The 23,852-nt window shown below is 63.4% G+C and carries 18 protein-coding genes; 13 read left to right on the top strand and 5 right to left on the bottom strand.

Going from position 1 to position 23,852, the window contains the following annotated elements; all coding sequences use genetic code 11:
- Positions 1 to 258: 258 nt before the first annotated feature.
- The 11 genes from AC0L25_RS11215 (at position 259) to AC0L25_RS11165 (ending at position 14,512) form a co-directional block, all read left to right on the top strand.
- On the top strand, positions 259 to 1,155 hold the full coding sequence (locus tag AC0L25_RS11215; RefSeq protein WP_473595541.1) for a class II glutamine amidotransferase: 897 nt from the start codon (positions 259 to 261) through the stop codon (positions 1,153 to 1,155).
- A gap of 4 nt (positions 1,156 to 1,159) precedes the next feature.
- Positions 1,160 to 1,891 (top strand): GltB/FmdC/FwdC-like GXGXG domain-containing protein, encoded by a 732-nt coding sequence (locus AC0L25_RS11210; RefSeq protein ID WP_473595540.1) that lies wholly within the window; start codon positions 1,160 to 1,162, stop codon positions 1,889 to 1,891.
- 6 nt (positions 1,892 to 1,897) lie between these two features.
- Positions 1,898 to 3,226, top strand: coding sequence for an FMN-binding glutamate synthase family protein (locus AC0L25_RS11205; protein ID WP_473595539.1), 1,329 nt, complete (start codon positions 1,898 to 1,900; stop codon positions 3,224 to 3,226).
- A 41-nt stretch (positions 3,227 to 3,267) separates the two neighbouring features.
- Positions 3,268 to 4,575 carry a type III glutamate--ammonia ligase gene (gene glnT, locus AC0L25_RS11200; RefSeq protein WP_473595538.1) on the top strand — a complete coding sequence of 436 codons (1,308 nt, stop codon included), beginning with the start codon at positions 3,268 to 3,270 and terminating at the stop codon, positions 4,573 to 4,575.
- A 36-nt stretch (positions 4,576 to 4,611) separates the two neighbouring features.
- Positions 4,612 to 5,865 (top strand): sarcosine oxidase subunit beta family protein, encoded by a 1,254-nt coding sequence (locus AC0L25_RS11195; protein ID WP_473595537.1) that lies wholly within the window; start codon positions 4,612 to 4,614, stop codon positions 5,863 to 5,865.
- A gap of 16 nt (positions 5,866 to 5,881) precedes the next feature.
- Positions 5,882 to 6,157, top strand: a complete 276-nt coding sequence (locus AC0L25_RS11190) for a sarcosine oxidase subunit delta (RefSeq protein ID WP_473595536.1) — start codon at positions 5,882 to 5,884, stop codon at positions 6,155 to 6,157.
- 229 nt (positions 6,158 to 6,386) lie between these two features.
- The gene (locus AC0L25_RS11185) at positions 6,387 to 9,365 is read left to right on the top strand and encodes a sarcosine oxidase subunit alpha (protein WP_473595553.1); all 2,979 of its coding nucleotides are present in this window, start codon (positions 6,387 to 6,389) and stop codon (positions 9,363 to 9,365) included.
- Complete coding sequence (locus AC0L25_RS11180) at positions 9,358 to 9,987, top strand: sarcosine oxidase subunit gamma (RefSeq protein ID WP_473595535.1); 630 nt, start codon at positions 9,358 to 9,360, stop codon at positions 9,985 to 9,987. Before AC0L25_RS11185 ends, AC0L25_RS11180 begins: the two co-directional genes overlap by 8 nt.
- A 159-nt stretch (positions 9,988 to 10,146) precedes the next feature.
- Positions 10,147 to 12,516, top strand: coding sequence for a DUF1989 domain-containing protein (locus AC0L25_RS11175; RefSeq protein WP_473595534.1), 2,370 nt, complete (start codon positions 10,147 to 10,149; stop codon positions 12,514 to 12,516).
- Positions 12,517 to 12,537: 21 nt separating this feature from the next.
- Positions 12,538 to 12,666, top strand: coding sequence for a hypothetical protein (locus AC0L25_RS11170; RefSeq protein ID WP_473595533.1), 129 nt, complete (start codon positions 12,538 to 12,540; stop codon positions 12,664 to 12,666).
- A 136-nt stretch (positions 12,667 to 12,802) separates the two neighbouring features.
- Positions 12,803 to 14,512, top strand: coding sequence for an APC family permease (locus tag AC0L25_RS11165; RefSeq protein WP_473595532.1), 1,710 nt, complete (start codon positions 12,803 to 12,805; stop codon positions 14,510 to 14,512).
- A 229-nt stretch (positions 14,513 to 14,741) separates the two neighbouring features.
- Here the strand turns inward: AC0L25_RS11165 and AC0L25_RS11160 are convergent, their stop codons facing one another.
- The 4 genes from AC0L25_RS11160 to AC0L25_RS11145 all read right to left on the bottom strand — a co-directional run bounded on the left by AC0L25_RS11160 (position 14,742) and on the right by AC0L25_RS11145 (position 21,534).
- Positions 14,742 to 16,235, bottom strand: coding sequence for an aldehyde dehydrogenase family protein (locus AC0L25_RS11160; RefSeq protein WP_473595531.1), 1,494 nt, complete (start codon positions 16,233 to 16,235; stop codon positions 14,742 to 14,744).
- Between the two features lie 69 nt (positions 16,236 to 16,304).
- Complete coding sequence (locus tag AC0L25_RS11155; RefSeq protein WP_473595530.1) at positions 16,305 to 19,460, bottom strand: efflux RND transporter permease subunit; 3,156 nt, start codon at positions 19,458 to 19,460, stop codon at positions 16,305 to 16,307.
- A 249-nt stretch (positions 19,461 to 19,709) separates the two neighbouring features.
- A complete protein-coding gene (locus AC0L25_RS11150; protein ID WP_473595552.1) occupies positions 19,710 to 20,849 on the bottom strand; it encodes an efflux RND transporter periplasmic adaptor subunit in 1,140 nt (379 codons plus the stop codon).
- A 79-nt stretch (positions 20,850 to 20,928) separates the two neighbouring features.
- Positions 20,929 to 21,534 carry a TetR/AcrR family transcriptional regulator gene (locus AC0L25_RS11145; RefSeq protein WP_473595551.1) on the bottom strand — a complete coding sequence of 202 codons (606 nt, stop codon included), beginning with the start codon at positions 21,532 to 21,534 and terminating at the stop codon, positions 20,929 to 20,931.
- A 318-nt stretch (positions 21,535 to 21,852) separates the two neighbouring features.
- Between AC0L25_RS11145 and AC0L25_RS11140 the strand changes: the two genes are divergently transcribed.
- Both AC0L25_RS11140 and AC0L25_RS11135 read left to right on the top strand, forming a co-directional pair.
- Entirely contained in the window at positions 21,853 to 22,206 is a 354-nt protein-coding gene (locus AC0L25_RS11140) for a VOC family protein (protein ID WP_473595529.1), read from the top strand.
- Positions 22,207 to 22,229: 23 nt separating this feature from the next.
- Complete coding sequence (locus AC0L25_RS11135) at positions 22,230 to 23,189, top strand: PhzF family phenazine biosynthesis protein (protein WP_473595528.1); 960 nt, start codon at positions 22,230 to 22,232, stop codon at positions 23,187 to 23,189.
- Between the two features lie 129 nt (positions 23,190 to 23,318).
- On the opposite strand, the gene AC0L25_RS11130 is transcribed toward AC0L25_RS11135, so the two are convergent.
- Positions 23,319 to 23,774 (bottom strand): DUF417 family protein, encoded by a 456-nt coding sequence (locus tag AC0L25_RS11130; RefSeq protein WP_473595527.1) that lies wholly within the window; start codon positions 23,772 to 23,774, stop codon positions 23,319 to 23,321.
- Positions 23,775 to 23,852: the final 78 nt, after the last annotated feature.

Genomic DNA, 23,852 nt, shown 5'->3' with positions numbered 1-23,852 from the left:
CACCACCCCCCCCCCCCCCCCCCCACCCCCCCCCCCCCCCACCCCCCAACACCCCCCCCCCCCCCCCCCCCCCCCACCCCACCACCCCCCCCCCCCCCCCCCCCCCCCCCCCCCCCCCCCCCCCCCACCTCTCCCCCCCCCCCCCCCCCCCCCCCCCCCCCCCCCCCACTTGTCCAATAGGAAAAAAACTTTCATGTGAGTTGAATTCACTTCGTGAAGCTGCTAGCACCGAAATCACACCTCACTCGGGAGCCTGACATGTGCGGAATCGTCGGACTGTTTTTGAAGGACAAGTCGCTCGAGCCCCAGCTCGGCTCGATGCTTTCGCAGATGCTGATCTCGCTCAGCGATCGCGGTCCCGACAGCGCCGGCATCGCCATCTACGGCGCGCCAACAGGCAACGAGGCCAAGATCACCATCCAGTCGGCAAAGCCGGAGCGCGACTTCCGCGGTCTCGACGCCGAACTGGCCAAGGCGATTGGAGCCCCGGTCAGCATTGCGGTGAAGTCGACGCATGCGGTCGTCAGGACCACGCCCGGCAAGATCGATGAAGCGCGCGAGGCGATCCAGGCGCTGCGACCGGAAGTCCGCATCATGGGCGCTGGCGACGTCGTTGAAATCTACAAGGAAGTCGGATTGCCCGAAGCGGTCGTTGATCGCTTCGACGTGCGCAGCATGACCGGCACGCATGGCATCGGGCATACCCGTATGGCGACGGAATCGGCTGTCACAACGATGGGCGCGCATCCGTTCTCGACCGGCGCCGACCAGTGCCTGGTGCACAATGGCTCGCTGTCCAATCACAACAATGTCCGCCGCGAGCTGATCCGCGAAGGCATGAAATTCGAGACCGAGAACGACACCGAAGTCGCCGCCGCCTATCTCTCCTCGCAGATGGCGCATGGCAAGAATCTCGGCGAGGCGCTGGAAGGCACGCTGAGCGACCTCGACGGCTTCTTCACCTTCGTCGTCGGCACCAAGAACGGCTTCGGCGTGGTGCGCGACCCGATCGCCTGCAAGCCCGCCGTCATGGCCGAGACCGACCAGTATGTCGCCTTCGGCTCGGAATATCGCGCGCTCACAAAACTGCCCGGCATTGATAATGCGAGGGTCTGGGAACCCGAGCCCGCAACCGTCTATTTCTGGGAGCATTGAGTTCATGCCGGCAATCAACGTCTCCAAGGCACTCGACCAGAGCCATGCGTCACGGGTCTTCGACCTGGCCGAGATGCCGCTGCGCGAGCTCAACCAAGCGCTTCATAATTTGACCCCCGGTTCGAACGAGACCGCCTGGGAAGTGCTCAACCCGAAAGGCAGCCATTCCGTCGCCGTCGGCGTTGACCAGCCGGTCACGATCGATGTCCGCGGCAGCGTCGGCTATTATTGCGGCGGCATGAACGACGGCAGCACCATCACCGTGCATGGCTCGGCTGGACCCGGCGTCGGCGAAAACATGATGTCGGGCTCGATAACGGTCAAAGGCGATGCCAGCCAGTATGCCGGCGCCACCGGCAGGGGCGGGCTGCTGGTCATCGAAGGCAATGCGTCGTCGCGCTGCGGCATCTCGATGAAGGGCATCGACATCGTCGTCCATGGCAATATCGGCCACATGTCGGCGTTCATGGCGCAGTCCGGCAATCTGGTGGTGCTGGGCGATGCCGGCGACGCGCTCGGCGATTCCATCTATGAGGCGCGGCTGTTCGTACGTGGCAAGGTTGAAAGCCTCGGCGCCGACTGCATCGCCAAAGAGATGCGGCCGGAGCACCTGGAATTCGTGCAGGGCCTGCTCGACCGTGCCGGGGTGACCGGCGTCAAAGCGACGGAATTCACCCGTTACGGTTCGGCGCGCACGCTCTACAATTTCAACATCGACAACGCCGACGCGTATTGAGGCTCAATGACCTATCGCAACCCGCCGACGACGCCCCGCAAATCCGCGACGTTCGACGACTACACGCTTTCCGAGATCCGCCGCGCTGCGGCGACCGGCATCTATGATATTCGCGGCGCCGGCGCCAAACGCAAGCTGCCGCATTTCGACGACCTGCTGGTCCTCGGCGCCTCGATCTCGCGCTATCCGCTGGAAGGCTACCGCGAGCGCTGCGACACCGGCGTGGTGCTGGGTTCGCGCCATGCGAAAAAGCCGATCGAGCTGAAAATCCCGATCACCATTGCCGGCATGAGTTTCGGGTCGCTGTCCGGCCCGGCCAAGGAAGCGCTTGGCCGCGGCGCGACGCTGTCCGGCACCTCGACGACCACCGGCGACGGCGGCATGACCGAAGAAGAGCGCGGTCATTCCAAGACGCTGGTCTACCAGTACCTGCCGTCGCGCTACGGTATGAACCCGCGCGACTTGCGCCGGGCGGATGCGATCGAGATCGTCGTCGGCCAGGGCGCCAAGCCTGGCGGCGGCGGCATGCTGCTCGGCCAGAAGATCTCCGACCGCGTCGCCGAAATGCGCACGCTGCCGAAGGGCATCGACCAGCGCTCAGCCTCACGCCATCCCGACTGGACCGGGCCCGATGATCTCGAAATCAAGATCCTGGAACTGCGTGAAATCACCGACTGGGAAAAGCCGATCTACGTCAAGGTCGGCGGCGCGCGGCCCTATTACGACACAGCGCTTGCGGTGAAGGCAGGCGCAGATGTCGTCGTGGTCGACGGCATGCAGGGCGGCACCGCCGCAACCCAGGAAGTGTTCATCGAGAACGTCGGCCAGCCGACGCTTGCCTGCATCAGGCCGGCGGTGCAGGCGCTGCAGGACCTCGGTATGCACCGCAAAGTACAGCTGATCGTCTCCGGCGGCATCCGCAACGGCGCCGATGTCGCCAAGGCGTTGGCGCTTGGCGTTGACGCGGTGTCGATCGGCACCGCCGCACTTGTCGCGCTCGGCGACAACGATCCGCGCTGGGAGGCGGAATACAACGAGCTTGGCACCACCGCCGGCGCCTATGACGACTGGCATGAGGGCCGCGACCCGGCCGGCATCACCACGCAGGATCCCGAACTGATGATGCGGCTCGACCCGATCGCCGCCGGGCGACGGCTGGCCAACTACCTGAAGGTGATGACGCTGGAGGCGCAGACGATCGCGCGCGCCTGTGGCAAGAACAGCCTGCACAATCTCGAGCCCGAAGATCTCGTCGCGCTGACGATCGAAGCCGCCGCCATGGCCGGCGTACCGCTGGCCGGCACCAACTGGATACCGGGGAAGAACGGCTTCTAAAGATATCAACTCACCAAAAATACCATAAGCGAGGAACTATAATGGGGAACGATCTCGCCGCATTCGCCAAAGAGAACGGCGTCAAATATTTCATGATTTCCTACACCGACCTGTTCGGTGGTCAGCGTGCCAAGCTGGTTCCGGCGCAAGCCATCGCCGACATGCAGAAGGACGGTGCCGGCTTTGCCGGCTTTGCCACCTGGCTCGACCTGACGCCGGCGCATCCCGACATGCTGGCGGTGCCGGATCCGGATTCAGTCATCCAGTTGCCGTGGAAGCCGGAAGTCGCCTGGATTGCCGCCAATTGCATCATGGACGACAAGTCGGTCGCCCAGGCGCCGCGCAACACGCTGAGGCGGCTGATTGACGAGGCGGCGGGCGACGGTATGCATGTCAAGACCGGCGTCGAGGCCGAGTTCTTCCTGATCTCGCCGGACGGCAAGACGATTTCCGACGAATACGACACGGCGTCAAAGCCCTGCTACGACCAGCAGGCGGTGATGCGCCGCTACGATGTCATCGCCGAGATCTGCGACCACATGCTGGCACTCGGCTGGGGGCCCTACCAGAACGACCATGAAGATGCCAACGGCCAGTTCGAGATGAACTGGGCATTCGACGATGCGCTGGCGACGGCCGACAAGCATTCCTTCTTCAAGTTCATGGTCAAGTCCGTTGCCGAAAAGCACGGCCTGCGCGCCACCTTCATGCCGAAGCCGTTCCCCGGCCTGACCGGCAATGGCTGCCATGCCCACATCTCAGTGTGGGACAAGGACGGCAAGACCAATGTCTTTGCCGACAACGCCATGGAGCTCGGCCTGTCGGCGAAGGGCAAGAATTTTCTCGGCGGCATCATGAAGCATGCCTCGGCACTTGCCGCGATCACCAACCCAACCGTCAATTCCTACAAGCGCATCAATGCACCGCGTACCATTTCGGGCGCAACCTGGGCGCCGAACTCGGTGACCTGGACCGGCAACAACCGCACCCACATGGTGCGCGTGCCCGGCCCCGGACGCTTCGAGCTGCGCCTGCCCGACGGCGCGGCGAACCCCTATCTGCTGCAGGCCGTCATCATCGCCGCCGGCCTCGACGGCATCCGCTCGAAGGCCGATCCCGGCAAGCGCTACGACATCGACATGTACCAGTTCGGTCATACGGTGGAGGGTGCGCCAAAGCTGCCGCTCAACCTGCTCGATGCATTGCGCGAGTTCGAAAATGACAAATCGCTCAAGGCGGCGCTGGGTGAGGAATTCTCGTCGGCTTATCTAAAGCTCAAGCACCAGGAATGGAATTCCTATGCTTCCCACTTCACCCAGTGGGAGCGCGACCACACGCTCGACATCTGATCCGGAATTGTTGCACGCCCGGCCCGAAACAGGTTCATGAAATACTCGATCTTCTCCCTCGCCCGGGCGGCATTTTCCGGCCACAAAAACTGGCAGCGCACTTGGCGCGACGCCAGCCCGAAGGATCACTACGACGTGGTGATCATCGGCGGCGGCGGCCACGGCCTGGCGACGGCATGGTTCCTGGCCAGCGAATACGGCATCAGGAATGTCGCCGTGCTCGAAAAAGGCTGGATCGGCTCCGGCAATGCCGGCCGCAACACCACCATCATCCGCTCCAATTACGGGCTGCCCGGCAATACCGGCTTCTACGAGCTGTCGATGAAGCTGTGGGAGCGCATGGAGCAGGACCTCAACTACAACACCATGGTCAGCCAGCGCGGTGTCATCAACCTCTACCATTCGGACGCGCAGCGCGACGCCTATGCGCGGCGCGGCAACACGATGCGCATCAACGGCATCGACGCCGAATTGCTCGACCTGGCGGCGATCAAGAAGATGATGCCGTTCCTGAACTTCGACAATGCACGCTTTCCCGTGCAAGGCGGCCTCTTGCAGCGGCGCGGCGGCACGGCGCGCCATGACGCGGTAGTCTGGGGCTATGCCCATGCGGCGAGCGCGCTCGGCGTCGACATCATCCAGAATTGCGAGGTGACAGGTTTTTCGCGCGACGCCAACGGCAAGGTGACCGGCGTCGAGACTTCGCGCGGCAAGATCGGCGCCGGCAAGGTCGGCATGGCCGTCGCCGGCAGTTCGTCGCGCGTTGCGGCGATGGCCGGGCTGCGGCTGCCGATCGAGAGCCATGTGCTGCAGGCCTTCGTCTCCGAGGCGATCAAGCCGCTGATTCCAGGCGTCATGACCTTCGGCGCGGGCCATTTCTATGTCAGCCAGTCCGACAAGGGCGGGCTGGTCTTCGGCGGGGACATAGACGGCTACAATTCCTATGCCCAGCGCGGCAACATGCCGGTCATGGAAGACGTCTGCGAGGGCGGCATGGCGCTGATGCCGATGATTGGCCGCGTGCGCCTGTTGCGCCAGTGGGGCGGCATCATGGACATGTCGATGGACGGTTCGCCGATCATCGACAAGACGCCGGTGGACGGGCTCTATCTCAATGCCGGCTGGTGCTATGGCGGCTTCAAGGCGACGCCCGGCTCCGGCCTTGTCTTTGCCCATCTGCTGGCCCGCGACGAACCGCATGGGGAGGCCGCCAGATTCCGCCTCGACCGATTCCGGCGGGGCGCGATGATCGATGAAAAGGGCGTCGGCGCCCAACCGAACCTGCACTGAGGACGGTCCAAAAAGCATGCGTATTGTCTGTCCCTTCTGCGGCGAACGCGAACTCGGTGAATTCATCTATATGGGAGACGCCAAGCCGCTGCGGCCGGCAGCCGGTGGCTCGGAAGACGAGGTGTTCGACTACGTCTATCTGCGCGACAATGTCGCCGGTGCGATGAACGAACATTGGTACCATGGCGGCGGCTGCCGGGCCTGGCTGAAGGTCGCCCGCAACACGCTGACGCATGAGATTTCGTCGGTCGAACCGGCGGCGGGTGTCGGGGCGAGGCAGGTAGCAAAATGAGTATTCTTAGCCATCTCAGCGCCGCCCCTCATCCGCCTGCCGGCACCTTCTGCCCGTATAGTGACGGGGAGAAGGGAGATGGCCGCAACGTCGGCGCCCTTCCTGCTACGCTGGAGATTGGCGAAACCCTCAGTGAAGGCCTCCTTCTCCCCGTCACTATACGGGGAGAAGTGCCCGGCAGGGAGATGAGGGGCAGCGCGGCGTTCTTGCATGAAGGCCGCCAACCGTGATCTCCAGCCAGCCCCATCGTCTCGCGTCCGGCGGTCTCATCGACCGCTCGGCGCCGCTGAATTTTCGCTTCGACGGCAAAACCTTTGCCGGCTTCGAGGGCGACACGCTTGCCTCGGCGCTGATTGCCAATGGCGTCAAGCTGGTCGGCCGCTCGTTCAAATACCATCGGCCACGCGGCATACTGACCGCAGGCTCGGAAGAACCCAACGCGCTGGTCGAGCTGCGCACCGGCGCGCGGCGCGAGCCCAACACCAAGGCGACCACGGCCGAACTTTATGACGGTCTGGAAGCGGCCAGCCAAAACCGCTGGCCGTCGCTGCGCCACGATGTGATGGCGGTCAACCAGCTGTTCGCGCCGATCTTCGTCGCCGGCTTCTACTACAAGACCTTCATGTGGCCGGCAAAATTCTGGGAAGCGGTCTATGAGCCAGCAATCCGCCGCGCCGCCGGTCTCGGCCGCGCAGCTGGCGTTGCCGATCCCGACCGTTACGACAAGGCGTGGGCGTATTGCGACGTATTGATCGCCGGTTCCGGCCCGGCAGGGCTGGCGGCAGCGCTCGCCTCGGGGCGTAGCGGCGCCCGCGTCATCCTGTGCGAGGAAGATTTTGCGCTTGGCGGCCGCCTGCTTGCCGACGGCGGCACGATCGACGGCATGCCGGCGGCCGAATGGACCTCCCGCACGCTGGCCGAGCTCGCGACGCTGCCCGACGTCCGCATCATGAACCGCACGACGCTGTTCGGTGTCTATGATGGCGGCACCTATGGCGCGATCGAGCGGGTCAACGACCACCTGCCGTCCCCGCCCGAACACCAAGTGCGCCAGCGGCTGTGGCGGATTGTGGCCAAACGCTGTGTCGTCGCCGCCGGCGCCATCGAACGGCCGATCGTCTTTGCCGGCAACGACACGCCCGGCGTGATGATGGCTTCGGCGATGCGGGCCTATATCGAACGCTACGCGGCAACCCCTGCAAAGAGGATCGCGCTGTTCACTAACAATGAGGATGGCTGGCGCACGGTCGGGACGGCGCTTGGCGCGGGATTGCAGATCGCCGCCGTCGTCGATGCACGCCCCGACGCGTCCGCCGCGCATCGCGCGCTCGCCGCCAAAGCCGGCTTTCCCGTGTTGAACGGTTCCGTCAGCGGGGTCGACGGCGGCAAGGACGGCGTCAGGAAAATCTCCGTGGCGCTCGCCGGCGGTGCACGTGCCGAGGTCGAAGCGGACGGGCTTGCCGTGTCCGGCGGCTGGAACCCGGCTGTCGGGCTGACCTCATATCATCACGGCCGGCCGAAATGGCAGGACGATATATCGGCCTTCGTGCCGGACGGTGCCCCTTCGGGCATGGTGGCCGCCGGTGCCGCCAACGGCGCCTTCGGCCTCGGCGCCTGCCTGCGACAGGGATTCGCCGCCGGTGTGGCAGCGGCACAAAGTGCCGGACACAGCGGCAACGCCGGGGCTCCGCCAGTCGCCGACGATGAGGCCTTTTCGCTGACCCCGCTCTGGCATGTCGCCGGCAAAGGCAAAGCCTTTGTCGACTACCAGCATGACGTCACCGCGTCGGACATCGAGTTGGCGCAGCGCGAAGGCTTTGAATCGGTCGAGCATCTCAAGCGCTATACGACGCTCGGCATGGCCACCGACCAGGGCAAGACCTCGAACGTCGCCGGCCTCGCCATCATGGCGGCGGTATCTGGCAAATCCATTCCCGAAACCGGCACGACGATCTACCGTCCGCCCTATGTGCCGGTCGCCATCGGTGCCTTCGCCGGTCACCATCGCGATGAGAACTTCCATGCGACAAGGCTGACGCCGTCGCATCACTGGGCAGCCGAACAGGGCGCGGTGTTCGTCGACACCGGCCTTTGGAAGCGCGCGCAATGGTATCCGCGCGCCGGCGAGAAGGACTGGCTGGAATCGGTCACCCGCGAGGTCAAGGCCGTGCGCTCTGGCGTCGGCTTCTGCGATGTCTCGACGCTCGGCAAGATCGACGTGCACGGACCGGATGCCGGCGCCTTCCTCGACCGCGTCTACATCAACACCTTTTCCAGTCTTGCTGTGGGGAAAGCTCGCTATGGGCTGATGCTGCGCGAGGACGGCATGGTCTATGACGATGGGACCACGTCGCGGCTGGCCGAGGACCACTATTTCCTGACCACCACCACCGCCAAAGCCGGACCGGTGATGCAGCACCTCGAATTCTGCCGGCAGGTGCTGTTTCCTGAACTCGACGTGCAGCTGACCTCCGTCTCCGACCAGTGGGCGCAATTCTCGGTCGCCGGGCCGAAGACGCGGGAGTTGCTGAAACAGATAGTTGATGAATCCGAAGACCTGTCGAACGAGGGTTTTCCGTTCATGGGCGCACGCGAAGTCACGCTGCGCGGCGGCCTCAAGGCGAGATTGTTCCGCATTTCGTTCTCCGGCGAGATGGCGTTCGAGATTTCCGTTCCGGCCCGCTACGGCGACGCGCTGGCGCGCAATCTGATGCTAGCCGGCAAACAATTCGGCGTGACGGCCTATGGCACCGAGGCGCTCGGCGTCATGCGCATCGAAAAGGGCCATGTCGCCGGACCGGAGCTGAACGGCACGACGACGGCCGCCGATCTCGGCTTGGGCAAGATGATGTCGGCCAAGAAGGATTTTATTGGCCGCGTCATGGCCGGGCGCGAGGCGCTCGTTGCGCCGGACCGGCAGGTGGTGGTCGGCGTCAAGCCGACGGACAGAGCGCGCCGCCTGCGCTCCGGCGCGCATATCATTCCGAAGGGCGAAATACCGGGTTCCGCCAACGACCAGGGCTATGTCACCTCGGTTTGCTTCTCGCCGACGCTCGACCAGTGGATCGGGCTGGCGCTTGTCGAGCGCGGCCGCGAGCGCATCGGCGAGATCGTCCATGCGCACGATCCGCTGCGCGGCGAAGACTATGACGTCGAGTTGTGCAATCCCGTCTTCTACGATCCGGATGGAGGGCGCCAGCGTGGCTGAGTTTTCGTGGATTTCTCGCAGTCCCCTGAAGCATGTTCTCGTTGTGGGCGCCTATGGCGCGCGCGAGGTCGCGCCGGGCATTTCGCTCACTGAAGTTCGCAATTTCGACCTGATCCAGGTCATGGCGCGGCGCGGCAAAGGGGCGGAACTGGCAAACGCCGCCAAGGCCCGTTTCGGCATGGCGGCTCCGGAAGTGCCGAAGGCGGTCAGCGTTTCGGATGTGACGCTCATCTGGTCGGGACCGGATCAGTTCTTCGTTCTGTCGAAGGGCGGCAAGCATACGATGGACCCGTTGCGCCAGGCGTTTTCGCAGTCCGCCTCGCTTTCGGACCAGTCGCATGCGCGCGCCTTGATCAGCGTCGCGGGAACCAAGGCGCGCACCATGCTGGCGAAATTGTCGTCGATCGATCTGCATCCGGCGGCGTTTTCGACCGGCACTGCCGCCGCGACGTCGATCGACCATACCAGCGTCAATCTCTGGCGTGGCGATGACCGGCCGGATGGGCAGGCGGTGTTCAACATTCTGGTATTTGCAACCTTCGCGGAAAGCCTGTGGCACACGATGCTCGACGCGGCCGCCGAGTACGGCGTTGATATCGGGCATTCCGCGGAATTGGGGTAGCGTTTGCCTCTTCCCTTCTCCCAAGGGAGCCTGTTGCACAGTTGCGAGCGGAAGCGCCGCGCCACCTTCACCTTGCCAAATCCGGCCTTGCCGCCTATTCTTGCTGCTAAAATAATTTCACGCACAGGCAAAGTTGTTTCTCAAGGACATAGGGTCGAGATGAGCCAGTCGCCCTACCCCGCCGTCGCAGCCGGACCGCCCCGGCCGAGCCTTATCCTCAGGCCCGGCCAGATCGCGTTGCCGGCCGGCATGGAGCGCTATTCCGTTCAAGGCAATGGCGCGGTGCTCATCGACGTCGAGGCCGGCGACACGATCAGTGTGCGCAATGTCGAGGGCGGGCAGGCTTGCGAATTGCTGGCATGGGACAAGGGCGGCGCGACCGATGCCGGCATTTTCGGCGAGAAATCGAACAGCAATGCCGCCGGCATCAAGGCGCTGCTGGCCGATGGCGACGACAACCTGGCCGCGCTGCGCCTAGGGCTGGAGCGCCGCCAAGTGCAGCTCGACCAGCCAGCGGCGGTTCGCGTTTTCGGCGGCGCCACCCCGGCCGGCACCGAACAGGGTTTTACCGTCGCCCGCAATGGGTCGATGCTGATCGCCGCTCCGGGTGGGCCGATGCTGGTCGACGGCCACGACACGGCGACACCGCTCAGCGTCATCATCCGCCGCGCCACCATCCGTCCGGTGGCGAAGTCGCAATTGGGCGATCCCCTAGCCGATCCGGTGCTCGACCTGCGCGTCCATTCGGCGACCGCGGAATCCTACTTCGTCAAAGCCGGCGACTATCTGCAGATCATCGATGTCGACGGGCGCCAATGCACCGACTTCCAGTGCTTTTCGGCGCGCAAGCTCGACAAGGGACGTGATCATCCGCTCGACGTGACGACGACCCGCACGCTGATGGGCTCGAGCTATCCGATGCCCGGCCTGCACTCGAAATATTACGATCAGGACATGGAGCCGCTGGTCGAGGTGGTGCAGGACACGTGCGGCCGGCATGATGCGTTCGCGCTCGCTTGTGCGGCCAAATATTACGACGACATCGGCTATCCCGGTCATCCCAACTGCTCGGAGAATTTCAACCGCGCGCTCGCCGATAGGGGTGTAACGCCCCGCGCCGGCTGGATGGCGATCAACTTCTTCTTCAACACGGCGATCGACGCGCATGGCGTCATGGTTTCCGACGAGCCATGGTCGCGGCCGGGCGACTATGTGCTGCTGCACGCCTTGACCGACATCGTCTGCGTTTCGTCCGCCTGTCCCGACGATACGACGCCGGCCAATGGCTGGAACCTGACCGACATCCATGTGCGGACCTATTCCGGCCAGCACAAATTCTCGCGAGCGATCGCCAGACGCATGACGCCCGATTCGGAACCGAAAATGACCCGCGAGACCGCTTTTCATTCGAGCTTTGCCAAGCACACCCGCAACTTCGTCGAGTACAGGGGCTATTGGCTGGCCAATTCCTTCGCCAAGGAGAGCCCGATCGACGAATACTGGGCCTGCCGGCAGGCCGCCGTGATCATGGACCTGTCGCCGCTGCGCAAGTTCGAGGTCACCGGCCCGGATTCGGAAGCGCTGCTGCAATACACGTTAACCCGCGACGTGAAAAAACTCGGCGTCGGGCAGGTTGTCTATTCCGCCATGTGCTACCAGCATGGCGGCATGATCGACGACGGCACGCTGCTCAGGCTCGGCAAGGACAATTTCCGCTGGGTCGGCGGCGACGATCTTTCCGGCGAATGGCTGCGCGAGACGGCAATGAGTCTCGGCCTCAACGTGCTGGTGCGCTCGTCGACCGACCAGATGCACAATGTCGCCGTGCAGGGACCGAAGAGCCGCGACATCCTAAAGGAGATCATCTGGACCTCGCCACTGCAGCCGTCGATCGAGGAACTCGAATGGTTCCGTTTCGCCGTCGCCCGCATCGGCGGCGGCAACGGCATTCCGGTCGTCGTTTCGCGTACCGGCTATACCGGCGAACTCGGCTACGAGATCTGGTGCCATCCGCGCGACGCCGAAAAGGTGTTCGACGCCATCTGGGAGGCCGGCCAGCCGCATGGCTTGAAGCCGATGGGGCTGCAGGCGCTCGACATGGTGCGCATCGAGGCCGGGCTGATCTTTGCCGGCTATGAATTTTCCGATCAGACCGATCCGTTCGAAGCCGGCATCGGCTTCACCGTGCCGCTGAAGAGCAAGACCGACGATTTCATCGGCCGCGAGGCGCTGATCCGGCGCAAGGAAAACCCGCAGATGAAGCTTGTCGGCCTCGACATCGACGCCAATGTCGCGGTCGGCCATGGCGATTGCGTCCATGTCGGCCGCGCCCAAATCGGCGAGGTCACTTCGGGCATGCGCTCGCCGGTGCTGAACAAGAACATCGCGCTGGCGAGGCTTGATATCACCCATGCCGCGATCGGCACCGAGGTCGAGATCGGCAAGCTCGACGGCCACAGCAAGCGGCTGCCGGCGCGCGTCGTCGCCTTCGCCCACTACGACCCGCAAAAAACCAGACCGCGTTCCTGACGCCGGTTTCAAGGATCGCGAATGGCGCAGCAAGCCATCGCGTGCGAAGTCGATTTCTCGCCTGAAATCAGCTGGCTGCGCGCCCCGCCGGCGCGTGTTCCACATCTGCGATGTGCACAGCTTCACAAAACACTTGACGTGAAAGCGTGACGGAGCAATCTTCACTGCCAAGAAAAAAATACTACTGAGCGGAAACTCCCGAGGTCGTTCGACGCGTGCGTTGGTGACGCATCGCATGGTTTCGGCCGTCGCCGATGGGGAACATCAAAATGGGGAATTCATATACATGAGCACGATAGTCTCTGCCCTGGTGCCGCCTGCCGAAGGGCAGCTGCACCGCAATATCGATTGGCGCGGCGCCTTCTGGGTAGCAAGCGGCGTTCCCGCCCTTGTCCTGTTTTCGATCGGCGGCATTGCCGGCACGACCGGGAAGCTGGCCTTCCTGATCTGGACCGTGTCCATGATCATGGGCTTCCTGCAGTCCTTCACCTATGCAGAGATCGCCGGCCTGTTTCCGAACAAGTCCGGCGGCGCTTCGATCTATGGCGCCACCGCCTGGCTGCGTTATTCCAAGTTCATCGCGCCGCTCTCAGTGTGGTGCAACTGGTTCGCCTGGTCGCCGGTGCTGTCGCTCGGCTGCTCGATCGCCGCCGCCTACATCCTCAACGCGCTGGCGCCGGTGCCGCTGTTTACGGACACCTCGCCGGAAGTCCTTGCCTATATCGCCGCTAATGCTGGTGCGAGTGCCGCCGACGCCATCACGGCGGTGACCGCGGCTGCCACACCAGCGATCCGCACCTGGACGCTCTACGGTCACACGCTGGGTCCGGTCTCCTTCACTTTCAACGCGACCTTCTTCATCGGCGCACTGCTGATGCTGATCATCTTCTCCATCCAGCATCGCGGCATCCTGGGCACGGCCAACGTGCAGAAATATATCGGCCTGTTCGTCATCATTCCGATGCTGATCGTCGGCGTCGTGCCGATCGTCACCGGCCAGATCGACTGGGCGAATTTCTCGCCGCTGGTGCCGCTGGCGGCCGCCTACGCGCCCGAGCCAGGTGCCTGGAATATCGCCGGCTGGACGCTCGTCCTTGGCGGCATGTTCATAGCCGCCTGGTCGACCTATGGCTTCGAGACCGCCGTCTGCTATACGTCCGAGTTCAAGAACCCCGGCACCGACACCTTCAAGGCGATCTTCTATTCCGGCCTCCTGTGCATGCTGCTGTTCATCCTGGTGCCGTTCACCTTCCAGGGCGTACTCGGCTTGAACGGCATGCTGGCCACCCCGATCGTCGACGGCTCCGGCGTTGCCGATGCCCTGGCCGGGATGGTCGGCGGTGGACAGCTGATCCATAGCCTTCTGGTGATGCTGATGATCCTGGCCCTGGTGCTGTGCATCATGACGGCGATGGCGGGTTCTTCGCGCACGCTCTACCAGGGCTCGGTCGACGGCTGGCTGCCGCGCTATCTCAGCCATGTCAACGAACACGGCGCCCCGACCCGCGCCATGTGGACCGACCTGATCTTCAACCTGGCCGTGCTGGCCATCGCTTCGGCCGACGCGACCAGCTTCTTCTTCATCCTCGCCGTGTCGAATTGCGGCTACATCATCTTCAACTTCCTCAACCTCAATGCCGGCTGGATCCATCGCATCGACAACGGCCATATTGCGCGGCCGTGGAAGGCACCGAGCTGGCTGCTCGGCCTCGGCGCCATCCTTGCCTATGTCAACATGATCTTCATGGGCGCCGGTGCAAAGATCTGGAACCCGATGGCGCTGTGGGCAGGACTGATCACGGCTGCCCTCATCATCCCGGTGTTCTGCTTCCGGCATTACATCCAGGACAAGGGCAAATTCCCCGACCACATGCTGACCGATCTCGGCATGACCTCATCCGATCTCGCCGTCAGAAAGGCGGGCATCCTGCCCTACCTGACGCTGATCGCCGGCGTCGTGGTGATGCTGCTCGCCAACTGGCTGTTCGTCATCTGACCTCCGCCTCAAGGATCGAGCGCGCGATAATTCACTCCGCTTGGGTTCCTCGCCCCCACGGAGAGGGGGGAGCCGCGCTCTACGAAAGCCCCCTCTCCGGCCGCTTCGCGGCCACCTCTCCCCCGCTTCGCCAGGGCGAGGAACCCAAGTCTTGATATGGTTCCGATTGGTACCGATGACCCGCCGCCGAGGCGGGATTTTTCGTTTGATGCCATATCCCGCGTGAGACTCAATCGATCTTGATGAACACACCCTTGGTGTTGAGATACTCGTCGAGGTGCTCGGCACCGCCCTCGCGGCCGTAGCCGCTCATCTTGTAGCCGCCGAAAGGCACGGCCGGTTCTATGGCGTGATAGGTGTTCACCCAGACCGAGCCGGCGCGGATTTTCCTGGAAAGCTGGTGGGCGGTAGCGAGATTTTCGGTGAAGATCCCGGCAGCAAGACCGTAGGGCGTGTTGTTGGCCCGCTTGACCGCCTCGTCGAGCGTATCGAACGGCAATGCCGAGATGACCGGCCCGAAGATTTCCTCGCGCGCGATCCTCATGTCGTCCGAGACACCGGCAAAAACCGTCGGCGCGACGAAATTGCCGGCGGCCAGCGCGCCCTCCATAAAGCGTTCACCGCCGGTGACGAGGGTCGCGCCCTCCGCCGTGCCGGCCTCGAGATACGAGGCGACCCGTTGCAGCTGCTTTTCGGAGACGAGCGGGCCGATTTCGGTTGCCGGGTCGATGCCGTCGCCGATCCTGAGATCCTTGGCATAGACCGCCAGCCGCGCGACGAACTCATCATGGATGGAGCGTTCGACGAACAGGCGCGAGCCGGCGATGCAGATCTGGCCGGAATTGGCGAACACCGACATCGCCGCCACCGGCACCGCTCTGTCGAGATCGGCGTCGGCGCAGACGATGACCGGCGACTTGCCGCCGAGCTCCAGCGAGACGCGCTTGAGGTTGCCGGCCGACGCCCGGACGATCGACTGACCGGTTGCCGTCGAGCCGGTGAAGACGATCTTGTCGACGCCCATATGCTCGGCAAGTGCTGCGCCTGCCTCGGCACCGGTGCCGGTCACGATGTTGACGACGCCTGGCGGAACGCCAGCCTCGTTCATGATGTCGGCGATCAGAAGCGGCGTCAGCGGCGCCTCTTCGGAAGGTTTCAGCACCACCGTGCAGCCGGTGGCAAGCGCCGGCCCGATCTTCCAGACCGAAGCGGCCGTCGGTGCGTTCCAGGGGATAATGGCGCCTACGACGCCGACCGGCTCCTTGCGCGTGAAGGAGACGATTTCGCCCGGCAGCGAGTTCTCGACCGTCTCGCCATGCAGGGACGTCGCCATACCGGCGTAGTAGCGCAGCATACCGATGACGCGGTTGCGGTTGGCCAGGGAGCGCACGATCGGCATGCCCATGTCGGTCGTATCCGAGCGGCTGATCTCCTCCCAGTGCTTTTCGAAGAGGTCGGCGATCCTGAGGAGCAGCACCTGCCGCTCATAGGGCTTATATCGGCTCCACGGCCCGTCGAAGGCCCTGCGCGCCGCGGCCACCGCCAGCTCGATATCCTGGCGGTCGCCGCGCGGCACGGCGGCAATGACCGCGCCGGTGGCCGGATTGCGGGTCTCCATGGTGCGGCCCGAACGGGAGCCGACCCAGGTGCCATCGACGAACATCTGGCGGTGACGTCCGTCGATCGGCTGTAGCGGCGCCACCGGTGTCTGAGCTACGTTCATGACGGTCCTCCTCCGGCGCTCCTGCGGGTGGGCGGATTTAACCCCTGGACGTCACGTCTGCCAACAGCTCTATTCGGCCGCCAGAGCCAGCCGCGGCCTGTCGTCGTTTTCTGCCAGCTCCGGCTCGGCCGCCTGCTCCGCATCCTCGGCCTTCTTGCGCTCCCTGCCGAAGAACAAGGCATAGCCTGCCGGAAGGACGAGGATGGTGAGCACGGTGGCGACGAGGATGCCGCCCATCATGGCATAGGCGAGAGGACCCCAGAAGACGCCGCGCGAAATCGGGATCAGCGCCAGGACCGCTGTCAGCGCGGTCAGCATGATCGGCCGGAAACGGCGGACCGCCGAGCCGATGATGGCCTCCGAGCGTTCCATGCCGGCCGCGATATCCTGGTCGATCTGGTCGACCAGGATGATCGAGTTGCGCATGATGATGCCGAGCAGCGCGATGACGCCGAGGATGGCGACGAAGCCGAACGGCGCGCCACTGATCAAAAGTGCCGCCGCCGCGCCGATGATGCCGAGCGGACCGGTCGCCAGCACCAGCATCGCCTTGCCGAAATGCTGCAGCTGGATCATCAGCAGCACGACGATGACGGCCAGCATGATTGGAGCTTTCGCAGCAATGGAGGCCTGACTTTCGGCCGAATCCTCGGCGCCGCCCTGGATCTCGATGTTGTAGCCGGGTGCCAGGCCGTCGCGCAGGCCTTGCATCTCGCTGTACATTTTCATGACGACATCGTTCGGCTGCACGCCGTCCGGCAGCGTGGCGCGCACGCTGATGGTCGGCAGGCGGTCGCGCCGCCACTCGACGCCTTGCTCCAGTACGGGTACGACCTTGGCGACCTGCGACAGCGGCACAAAGCCACCGAAATCCGTCGGGACAGAGACGGAGTCGACCGCCGACAGCAGGTGACGGCTTGCCTCCGGCTCACGGGCGACGATCGAAACGGTCTCCTCGCCGTCGCGGAAATCATCGAGCGGCGCGCCCGACATGCTTGCCTGCAGCATCTGGCGGATGCGCTGCGAGGTGACGCCGAGCGCACGGGCCCGATCCTGGTCGATCACCAGCTTCATCTCGGGCACCGGCTCCAGCCAGTCGTCGTGGACGGCTCCGAGCAGCGGATTTGCCTGGAATTTCGCCTTCACCTCGTCAGCGATGCGGCGCACCTCCTGGCGGTCCGGGCCCATGACGCGCATCTGCACCGGCCAGCCCGTGGGCGGCCCGAGGAACAGGCGGTCGACCTTGGCGCGGACCGACGGGAAATCCTCGGCCAGAATGGTGCGCAGCTTGACGATCAGCCGCTCGCGGGCCGGTTCGTCATTGGCCATCACCAGAAGCTGGGCGAAATTCGGATTGCGAAGCTGCTGGTCGAGCGGCAGGAAGAAGCGCGGCGCGCCCTCGCCGATATAGGTGGCGATGAAGCGCTTGTCCTTGTCGTCCATCATCCTGGTTTCGAGCGCCTTGGCCTGCGTCTCGACTTCCTTGATGCTGGTGCCCTCCGGCAGCCAGAGGTCGACAAGAATTTCCGGACGCGACGACTGCGGGAAGAAATTCTGCGGGATGAACTGGAACGCCCACAGGCTGGTGGCGAAGGTCACCAGCGTCATCACCAGCACGATGATGCGGTGGCGCACGGACCAGCCGACGGTGGCGCGAAGCCGGCGGTAGAAGCGCGTGTCGAAGACATCGTGATGTTTGCCGGCGTGTTTTCGCTGCTTGAGGATCATGTGACCGAGCCACGGCGTGAAATAGACCGCCACGAACCAGGACACGACCAGCGCGATACCGACGACGTAGAACAGCGTGCGCACATACTCGCCGGCCGTCGAGGCCGCGAAGCCGACCGGAATGAAGCCGGCGGTGGTGATCAGCGTGCCGCTCAGCATCGGGAAGGCCGTCGAGGTATAGGCGAAGCTCGCCGCCTCGATCTTGACCAGCCCTTCCTCGAGCTTGCGCTCCATCATCTCGACGACGATCATCGCGTCGTCGACGAGCAGGCCGAGCGCGATGATCAGCGCGCCGAGCGAAATGCGCTGCAGATCGATGCCGATCTCGTACATGATGGCGAAGGTGGCGGCCAGAACGAGCGGAATGGTGATCGCGATCACCAGGCCCGAACGCCAGCCGATCGTCAGGAACGAGACGACAAGCACGATCAGCAGCGCCTCGCCAAGCGCCTTCATGAACTCGCTCACCGCTTCCCGCACGACTTCCGGCTGGTCGGCGATCTGATCCACCGAAACGCCGTAAGGCAACGCTTCTTCGAAGCGGTGAAAGGTCGCCTCGACCTCCTTGCCGACATCGGTGACGTTGAAGCCCTTGGCCATGACGACGCCGACCTGGACACTGTCGTGGCCGTTGAAGCGGTATTTGCGCTGATAGGGGTCTTCGAGGCCTGTGGTCACGGTTGCGATGTCACCGAGGCGCGTCACCTGGTTGCCGGCGCGCAGGCGAAGTTCGCGGATGTCCGCCGCCTCCGTCACGTTGCCATCGACCGAGATGCGCACCGAACGCTGGCCGGTATCGACCGAGCCTGCCGGATCGACATTGTTCTGGCCCTTGATCGCGTTCTGCAGATCGGTGAGCGTCAGGCCGCGCTCGGCAAGCACCTTGGACGAAACGTCGATGTAGAGTTTTTCCGGTTGGTCGCCGATGATCACGGCCTTCTCGACGCCGGGCGTCGTCAGCAGCATGTCACGCGCCTGGATGGCCAGTTTCTTCAGCTCGGGATAGCTGTAGCCGTCGCCGCTGATCGAATGCAGGGTGATGAAAGTGTCGCCGAACTCATCGTTGAAGTAGGGCCCAAGCAGCCCTTGAGGCAGCTCATTGGCGATATCGCCGACCTTCTTGCGCACCTGATAGAAGGCGTCCGCGACCTGCTCGGGATTGGTGTCGCCTTCCACCTGCAAGGTGATGATGGCGCTGCCGGCGCGCGTGTAGGAACGGACGAAATCGAGATGCGGCGTTTCCTGCAGCTTGCGCTCGATCTTGTTGACGACCTGGTCCTCCATCTCCTGGATCGAGGCCCCCGGCCATACCGCCTGGACGACCATGACGCGGAAGGTGAAGTCCGGGTCTTCCTTCTGGCCCATGCGCATCAGGCCGAGCGCACCGGCGACGATGATCAGGCCGAACAGGAACCGCGCGATGCTCGGGTGCCCGATCGCCCAGCGCGAAAGATTGAAGGGCCGCTTTTCATTGGTGTCGGTGGTGTCGGTGGTCATAGCGCCAGTCCATCTGTCTGATCGTCAGCGCACGCACATGGCATGCCACGGAACTTCTAATGCTGGCTTCCGGGCGGCGAGGCTTTCCGAGCGGAGAGACACTCATCGCGGTGGGGCGTGAGGATCGATGTGTGGGGGGTTACATCGACCTCACGTCTCGACAATCGGGCTCCTGCCGCCCGGAAACCATGAACCGCTTGACCTCGCGGCTTGCGCCGATGCGAGGAAAAGCCGTCTTATTCTTGGCCGTCAGCGCACGCGCTTGGCGGCGTCGCCATCGTCGTCCGCCGATGCGGACTGCTGAACTGCATCGCCGGTGAGCTTGACCTTGAGATTCTCGGTCATGAATTGCGTGCCCGCCGCAACGACGACGTCGCCGGGGCTCAATCCTTCGGCAACATGCACGCCGTCGGCGGTGAATTCGGCGACCTTGATCGGACGCGCATGGACGGTCTCGCCATTGCGGTCCACGGTCCAGACGATCTGCTGACCTTCCTTTTGCGCCAGCGCGCTCAACGGGATCGATACGCTCTGCGGGCTGTTGTTGGCCGCCGAAGCCTCGATGTTCGCGGTCATGCCGAGAAGCACGCGCGGATCGTTGGGCAGGCTGACGCGGACGGCAAAAGTACGCGACTGCTGATCGGCGCTGCCGGCGACTTCACGGACCTTGCCGTCGAGCGTCAGCGCGTCGTCGGACCAGAAGCTTGCCTTGACGTTCTTGCCCGGCTTGAACTGGGCGATATCCATTTCCGGAACGGCGATCAGCACTTCCTTTTCGCCATCGACGGCAACGGTCACAACCGGCGTGCCGGAGCCGACGACCTGACCGACATCGGCGGTGACCGACGTGACGATGCCGTTCCTGTCCGCCTTGAGGTCGGTGTAGAGGACCTGGTTCTTCGCCTGGTCAAGCGATGAGCGGGCGGAATTGCGGGTGGCGACCGCCTGATCATAGCTGAGCGTCGCCTGTTCGAGCTGTGATTTCGACGCAAAGTTCTTGGCAAACAACTGTTCTGCGCGACGGCGGGCAAGGCCTGTCGTCTCGACCTGCCGCTCGGCCGCCTCGAGGCTGGCCTCGGCACTGTTGACCGAAAGGTCATAGTCGGCCGGATCGATGCGGGCCAAAACGTCGCCCGGCTTCACGCGCTGGCCGATGTCGACCAGGCGCTCGGTGATCTTGCCATTGATGCGGAAGCCAAGATTCATCTCGGTGCGGGCGCGCACCGATCCGGAATAGGAAAGCTCACGGGTATCGTTCGCCTTGGCGATCTCGACGACCTTGACCGGCCGGACGGTGTCCTTGACTTCCACTTTTTCTTGCGAGCAGCCGGCGAGCCCAAGCGCCGCGACGACGACCAGAGCTGGACCAATGGCCGGCAGCCTGTTCATGATGGATTTGGACAAAGGCACTTGCGTACTCCCGAACTGGATATGGATTGCGACATCGCCGCCCGACAGGCGGAAACGGTCATTTCTTCAAAGCCCTGATGGCAAACTCGATAAGCTCGTCCGGCATCGCCCGATTCTTCTTGGCAAGGCACTGGGCGACCATTTGGGGGTGACAGAGGGTGATGATAGCGGCGCCGAAACACCGCGAAGCGACTTCCGGGTCCTGGTCGGCAAACTCGCCTGCTGCGATTCCCTCGCGGATCACCTCCTCCACCAAGCCGCGGATCCTGTCGATATGCCTCTCGATGACATGCCAATCGCGTTCGATGGCCACGACCACCATTTCGTGCACCTTCTCCTGGTCGAGCATGGTGTCGCGGGTCCACTGATAATGCGTTTGCACGTAGCGGCGAAGCCTTTCGCTTGCCGTTCCGGGACTGTGACAGGCGTCGTAGGTCAGTTGATAGCAGGTAGCGAGCATACGGCCGCAAACGGCCTGGTGGATCTCAACCTTGGAGGCGAAGAAACGGTAGATGTTGGCCGTCGACATGCCGAGTTCACGCGCTATGTCGGCGACGTTGGTTTTGCCGTAGCCGTAGTGGCGGAACAGTCGCTCTGCGCAATCGAGGATGCGCGCGACATTCTCCTGCCGGACCATGTCGGCCGTATCGAGGGTGTCATGCATCATTTATCATTAGCTCATTACGAGTGACGAATTTTGAATTTCGTCACTCGTAATTCGAAATCGCCTGCCTGTCAACATGTGATGTTACCTTTCTGGACGACCGGTGACATCTGTAGACACAACCTGGGCGTGAACAGCGTTAACGAAGCCTGCTGCGGGCCGTGCACAGGCACCCCGCCGGTCCTTCAAGATCCATCTTCGGCGCTCTGCGGCTCAGGTGATCGGCGTCTTATTTTGTTCGAGACGTGCTCCGCAGCGCGCAGCTATGCGCTACCATTCAAGCTGTGGAGATATGGCAAGCTGTGTAGGAGATATGGAATGACCGTACTACGCATCGTCACGAATATCGCAACAGACAGCATTCCGGATGTTCGGAAGTTCTATACCGACTTGTTCGGGCTCGATGCCGTCATGGACCACGGCTGGCTGGTCACGCTGGCGTCCAGGGAAACAACCATCCCCCAGCTCAGCATCGCCAGCGAGGGCGGCTCAGGCACCCCGGTGCCCGATCTGTCGATCGAGGTCGACAATGTCGACGAAGTGTACCTTCGCGCAAACGAGATCGGTTGCAGAGTGGTCTATGATTTGACCGACGAACCGTGGGGCGTAAGGCGTTTCTTCATTGCCGACCCGACCGGCAAGCGGCTCAACGTGCTCTCGCATCTTCGCTAGAGATTGTTCTGCAATGCGCGACATTGGCGGCCTTCCAAACATTCAGCCGAACGACTGAAATGGGCCCGCGGCCAGCGGAGGAAAACATGAGCAGAACAATTCCATTTCATTTCGTCGATGTCTTCGCGGTAGAGCCGCTGACGGGCAATTCACTTGCGGTGGTCGACGGCGGTGGCGAGTTGGCGCTCGAGCTCATGCAGAACATTGCCCGTGAGTTCAATCAGTCCGAGACCACCTTTGTCCTGCCGGCGACCCGGGCGGAAGCCGATTGGAGGTTGCGCTCTTTCACGCCGAAAGGCGTAGAGGTTTTCGGTGCAGGCGGCCACAATACGTTAGGGGCTTGGTGGTGGCTCGCTGCAGCGGGGCGGCTCGATCTGGGCGATGGCCCAACATGGTTTCACCAACAGATCGGCGACTTGGTATATCCATTGGCTATCTGGCAAAGCCGAGGGAAACTCGAAAAGATCATTATGCAGCAAGAAGCCCCGGTGGCCGGCCGGCAGCTCTCAAACCTTGGCTTTCTTGCCACGGCACTCGGCCTTAATACTGAAGAAATAGCCGCGGACGTCGTGCCTTGCCAGGTGGTCTCGACCGGTGCTGCCCATCTCCTGGTGCCGATCCGCGATCGCGAAGCCGTCGACCGGATTTCGCCGGATGCCAAACAGCTTTTCGACCTGCTCAACGAGGTCGGTGGGGAAGGCTGCTACGTCTTCTCACTCGACCCGCGACAGCCCGAAACCACAGCGTATGCACGCTTTTTCAACCCGACTGTCGGCATTTCCGAGGATCCGGCAACCGGTACGGCGGCTGGTCCGCTCGCCGCACATCTCGTTGCACACGGTCTTGCACAGCCCGGCGTAATCAAGATCGAGCAAGGCACAGCGCTCGGACGTACCAGCATCATCGAGGTAGACGTAGATGCCGGCTCGGTTAGCGTTTCCGGACGCGGCATCGTGGTGGCGAGCGGGGCATTTTCGATCTAGTCGAAGGTTGCAAATCCGGTTGCCGCGGCGAACCTGTGCCCGTCCCAAGCTCGCAGCAGGTGGAGGCTCGCCATTTTGCGCGGCTGTGCGGGTGACGTGGTCTGCCGCTCGCCTTCGACTTGGATCCGCTTAGGTAGCCGATCTGTTTAGCCTGTTCAGGCTTTCGCCCAGTATGACAAGCGCGATGCCGAGCAGCGCAATGTCCTTGATCAGGAACTGACCGGCGGGACCGAGCGCGGGAAAGCCGAGCGCAGGCTCCCAGATCGGCAGGGCAACCATGATAGAACAGGTGACCAGGAAAATCAGCGCGGCCAGTGCCCCGCCGGCGATACCGGCGCGCGCCGACCAGGGGCAGGCAACCAGCAGAAGCGCGGTCGCGATCTCGACGACGCCAAGCACATAAGAGGCACCGGCTTCACCAAATACCGGATACATCCAGGCGAGCCAAGGCGTGCCGCCGATCAGCGGCCTCAACGCCTCGATCTCAACAGCCGTGAACTTCATCCCGCCGATCATGAGAAGCGGCAGTATGACCCCGATCAGGGCGAGGATCCGCCCGGCTTTGCTGACCGCGGTGTTCTCCATCGGAATGCTCCTCCTGCTAGATCTTCTTCCGTCAGCTTGGTTCTGTATCGAGGACGATCGGGAGGCACTCGATCCGAC

It is taken from the genome of Mesorhizobium sp. WSM4813, assembly GCF_055811555.1.
Note: the sequence above shows the minus strand (reverse complement) of the source record. Positions and strands in the feature narration are given on the sequence as shown.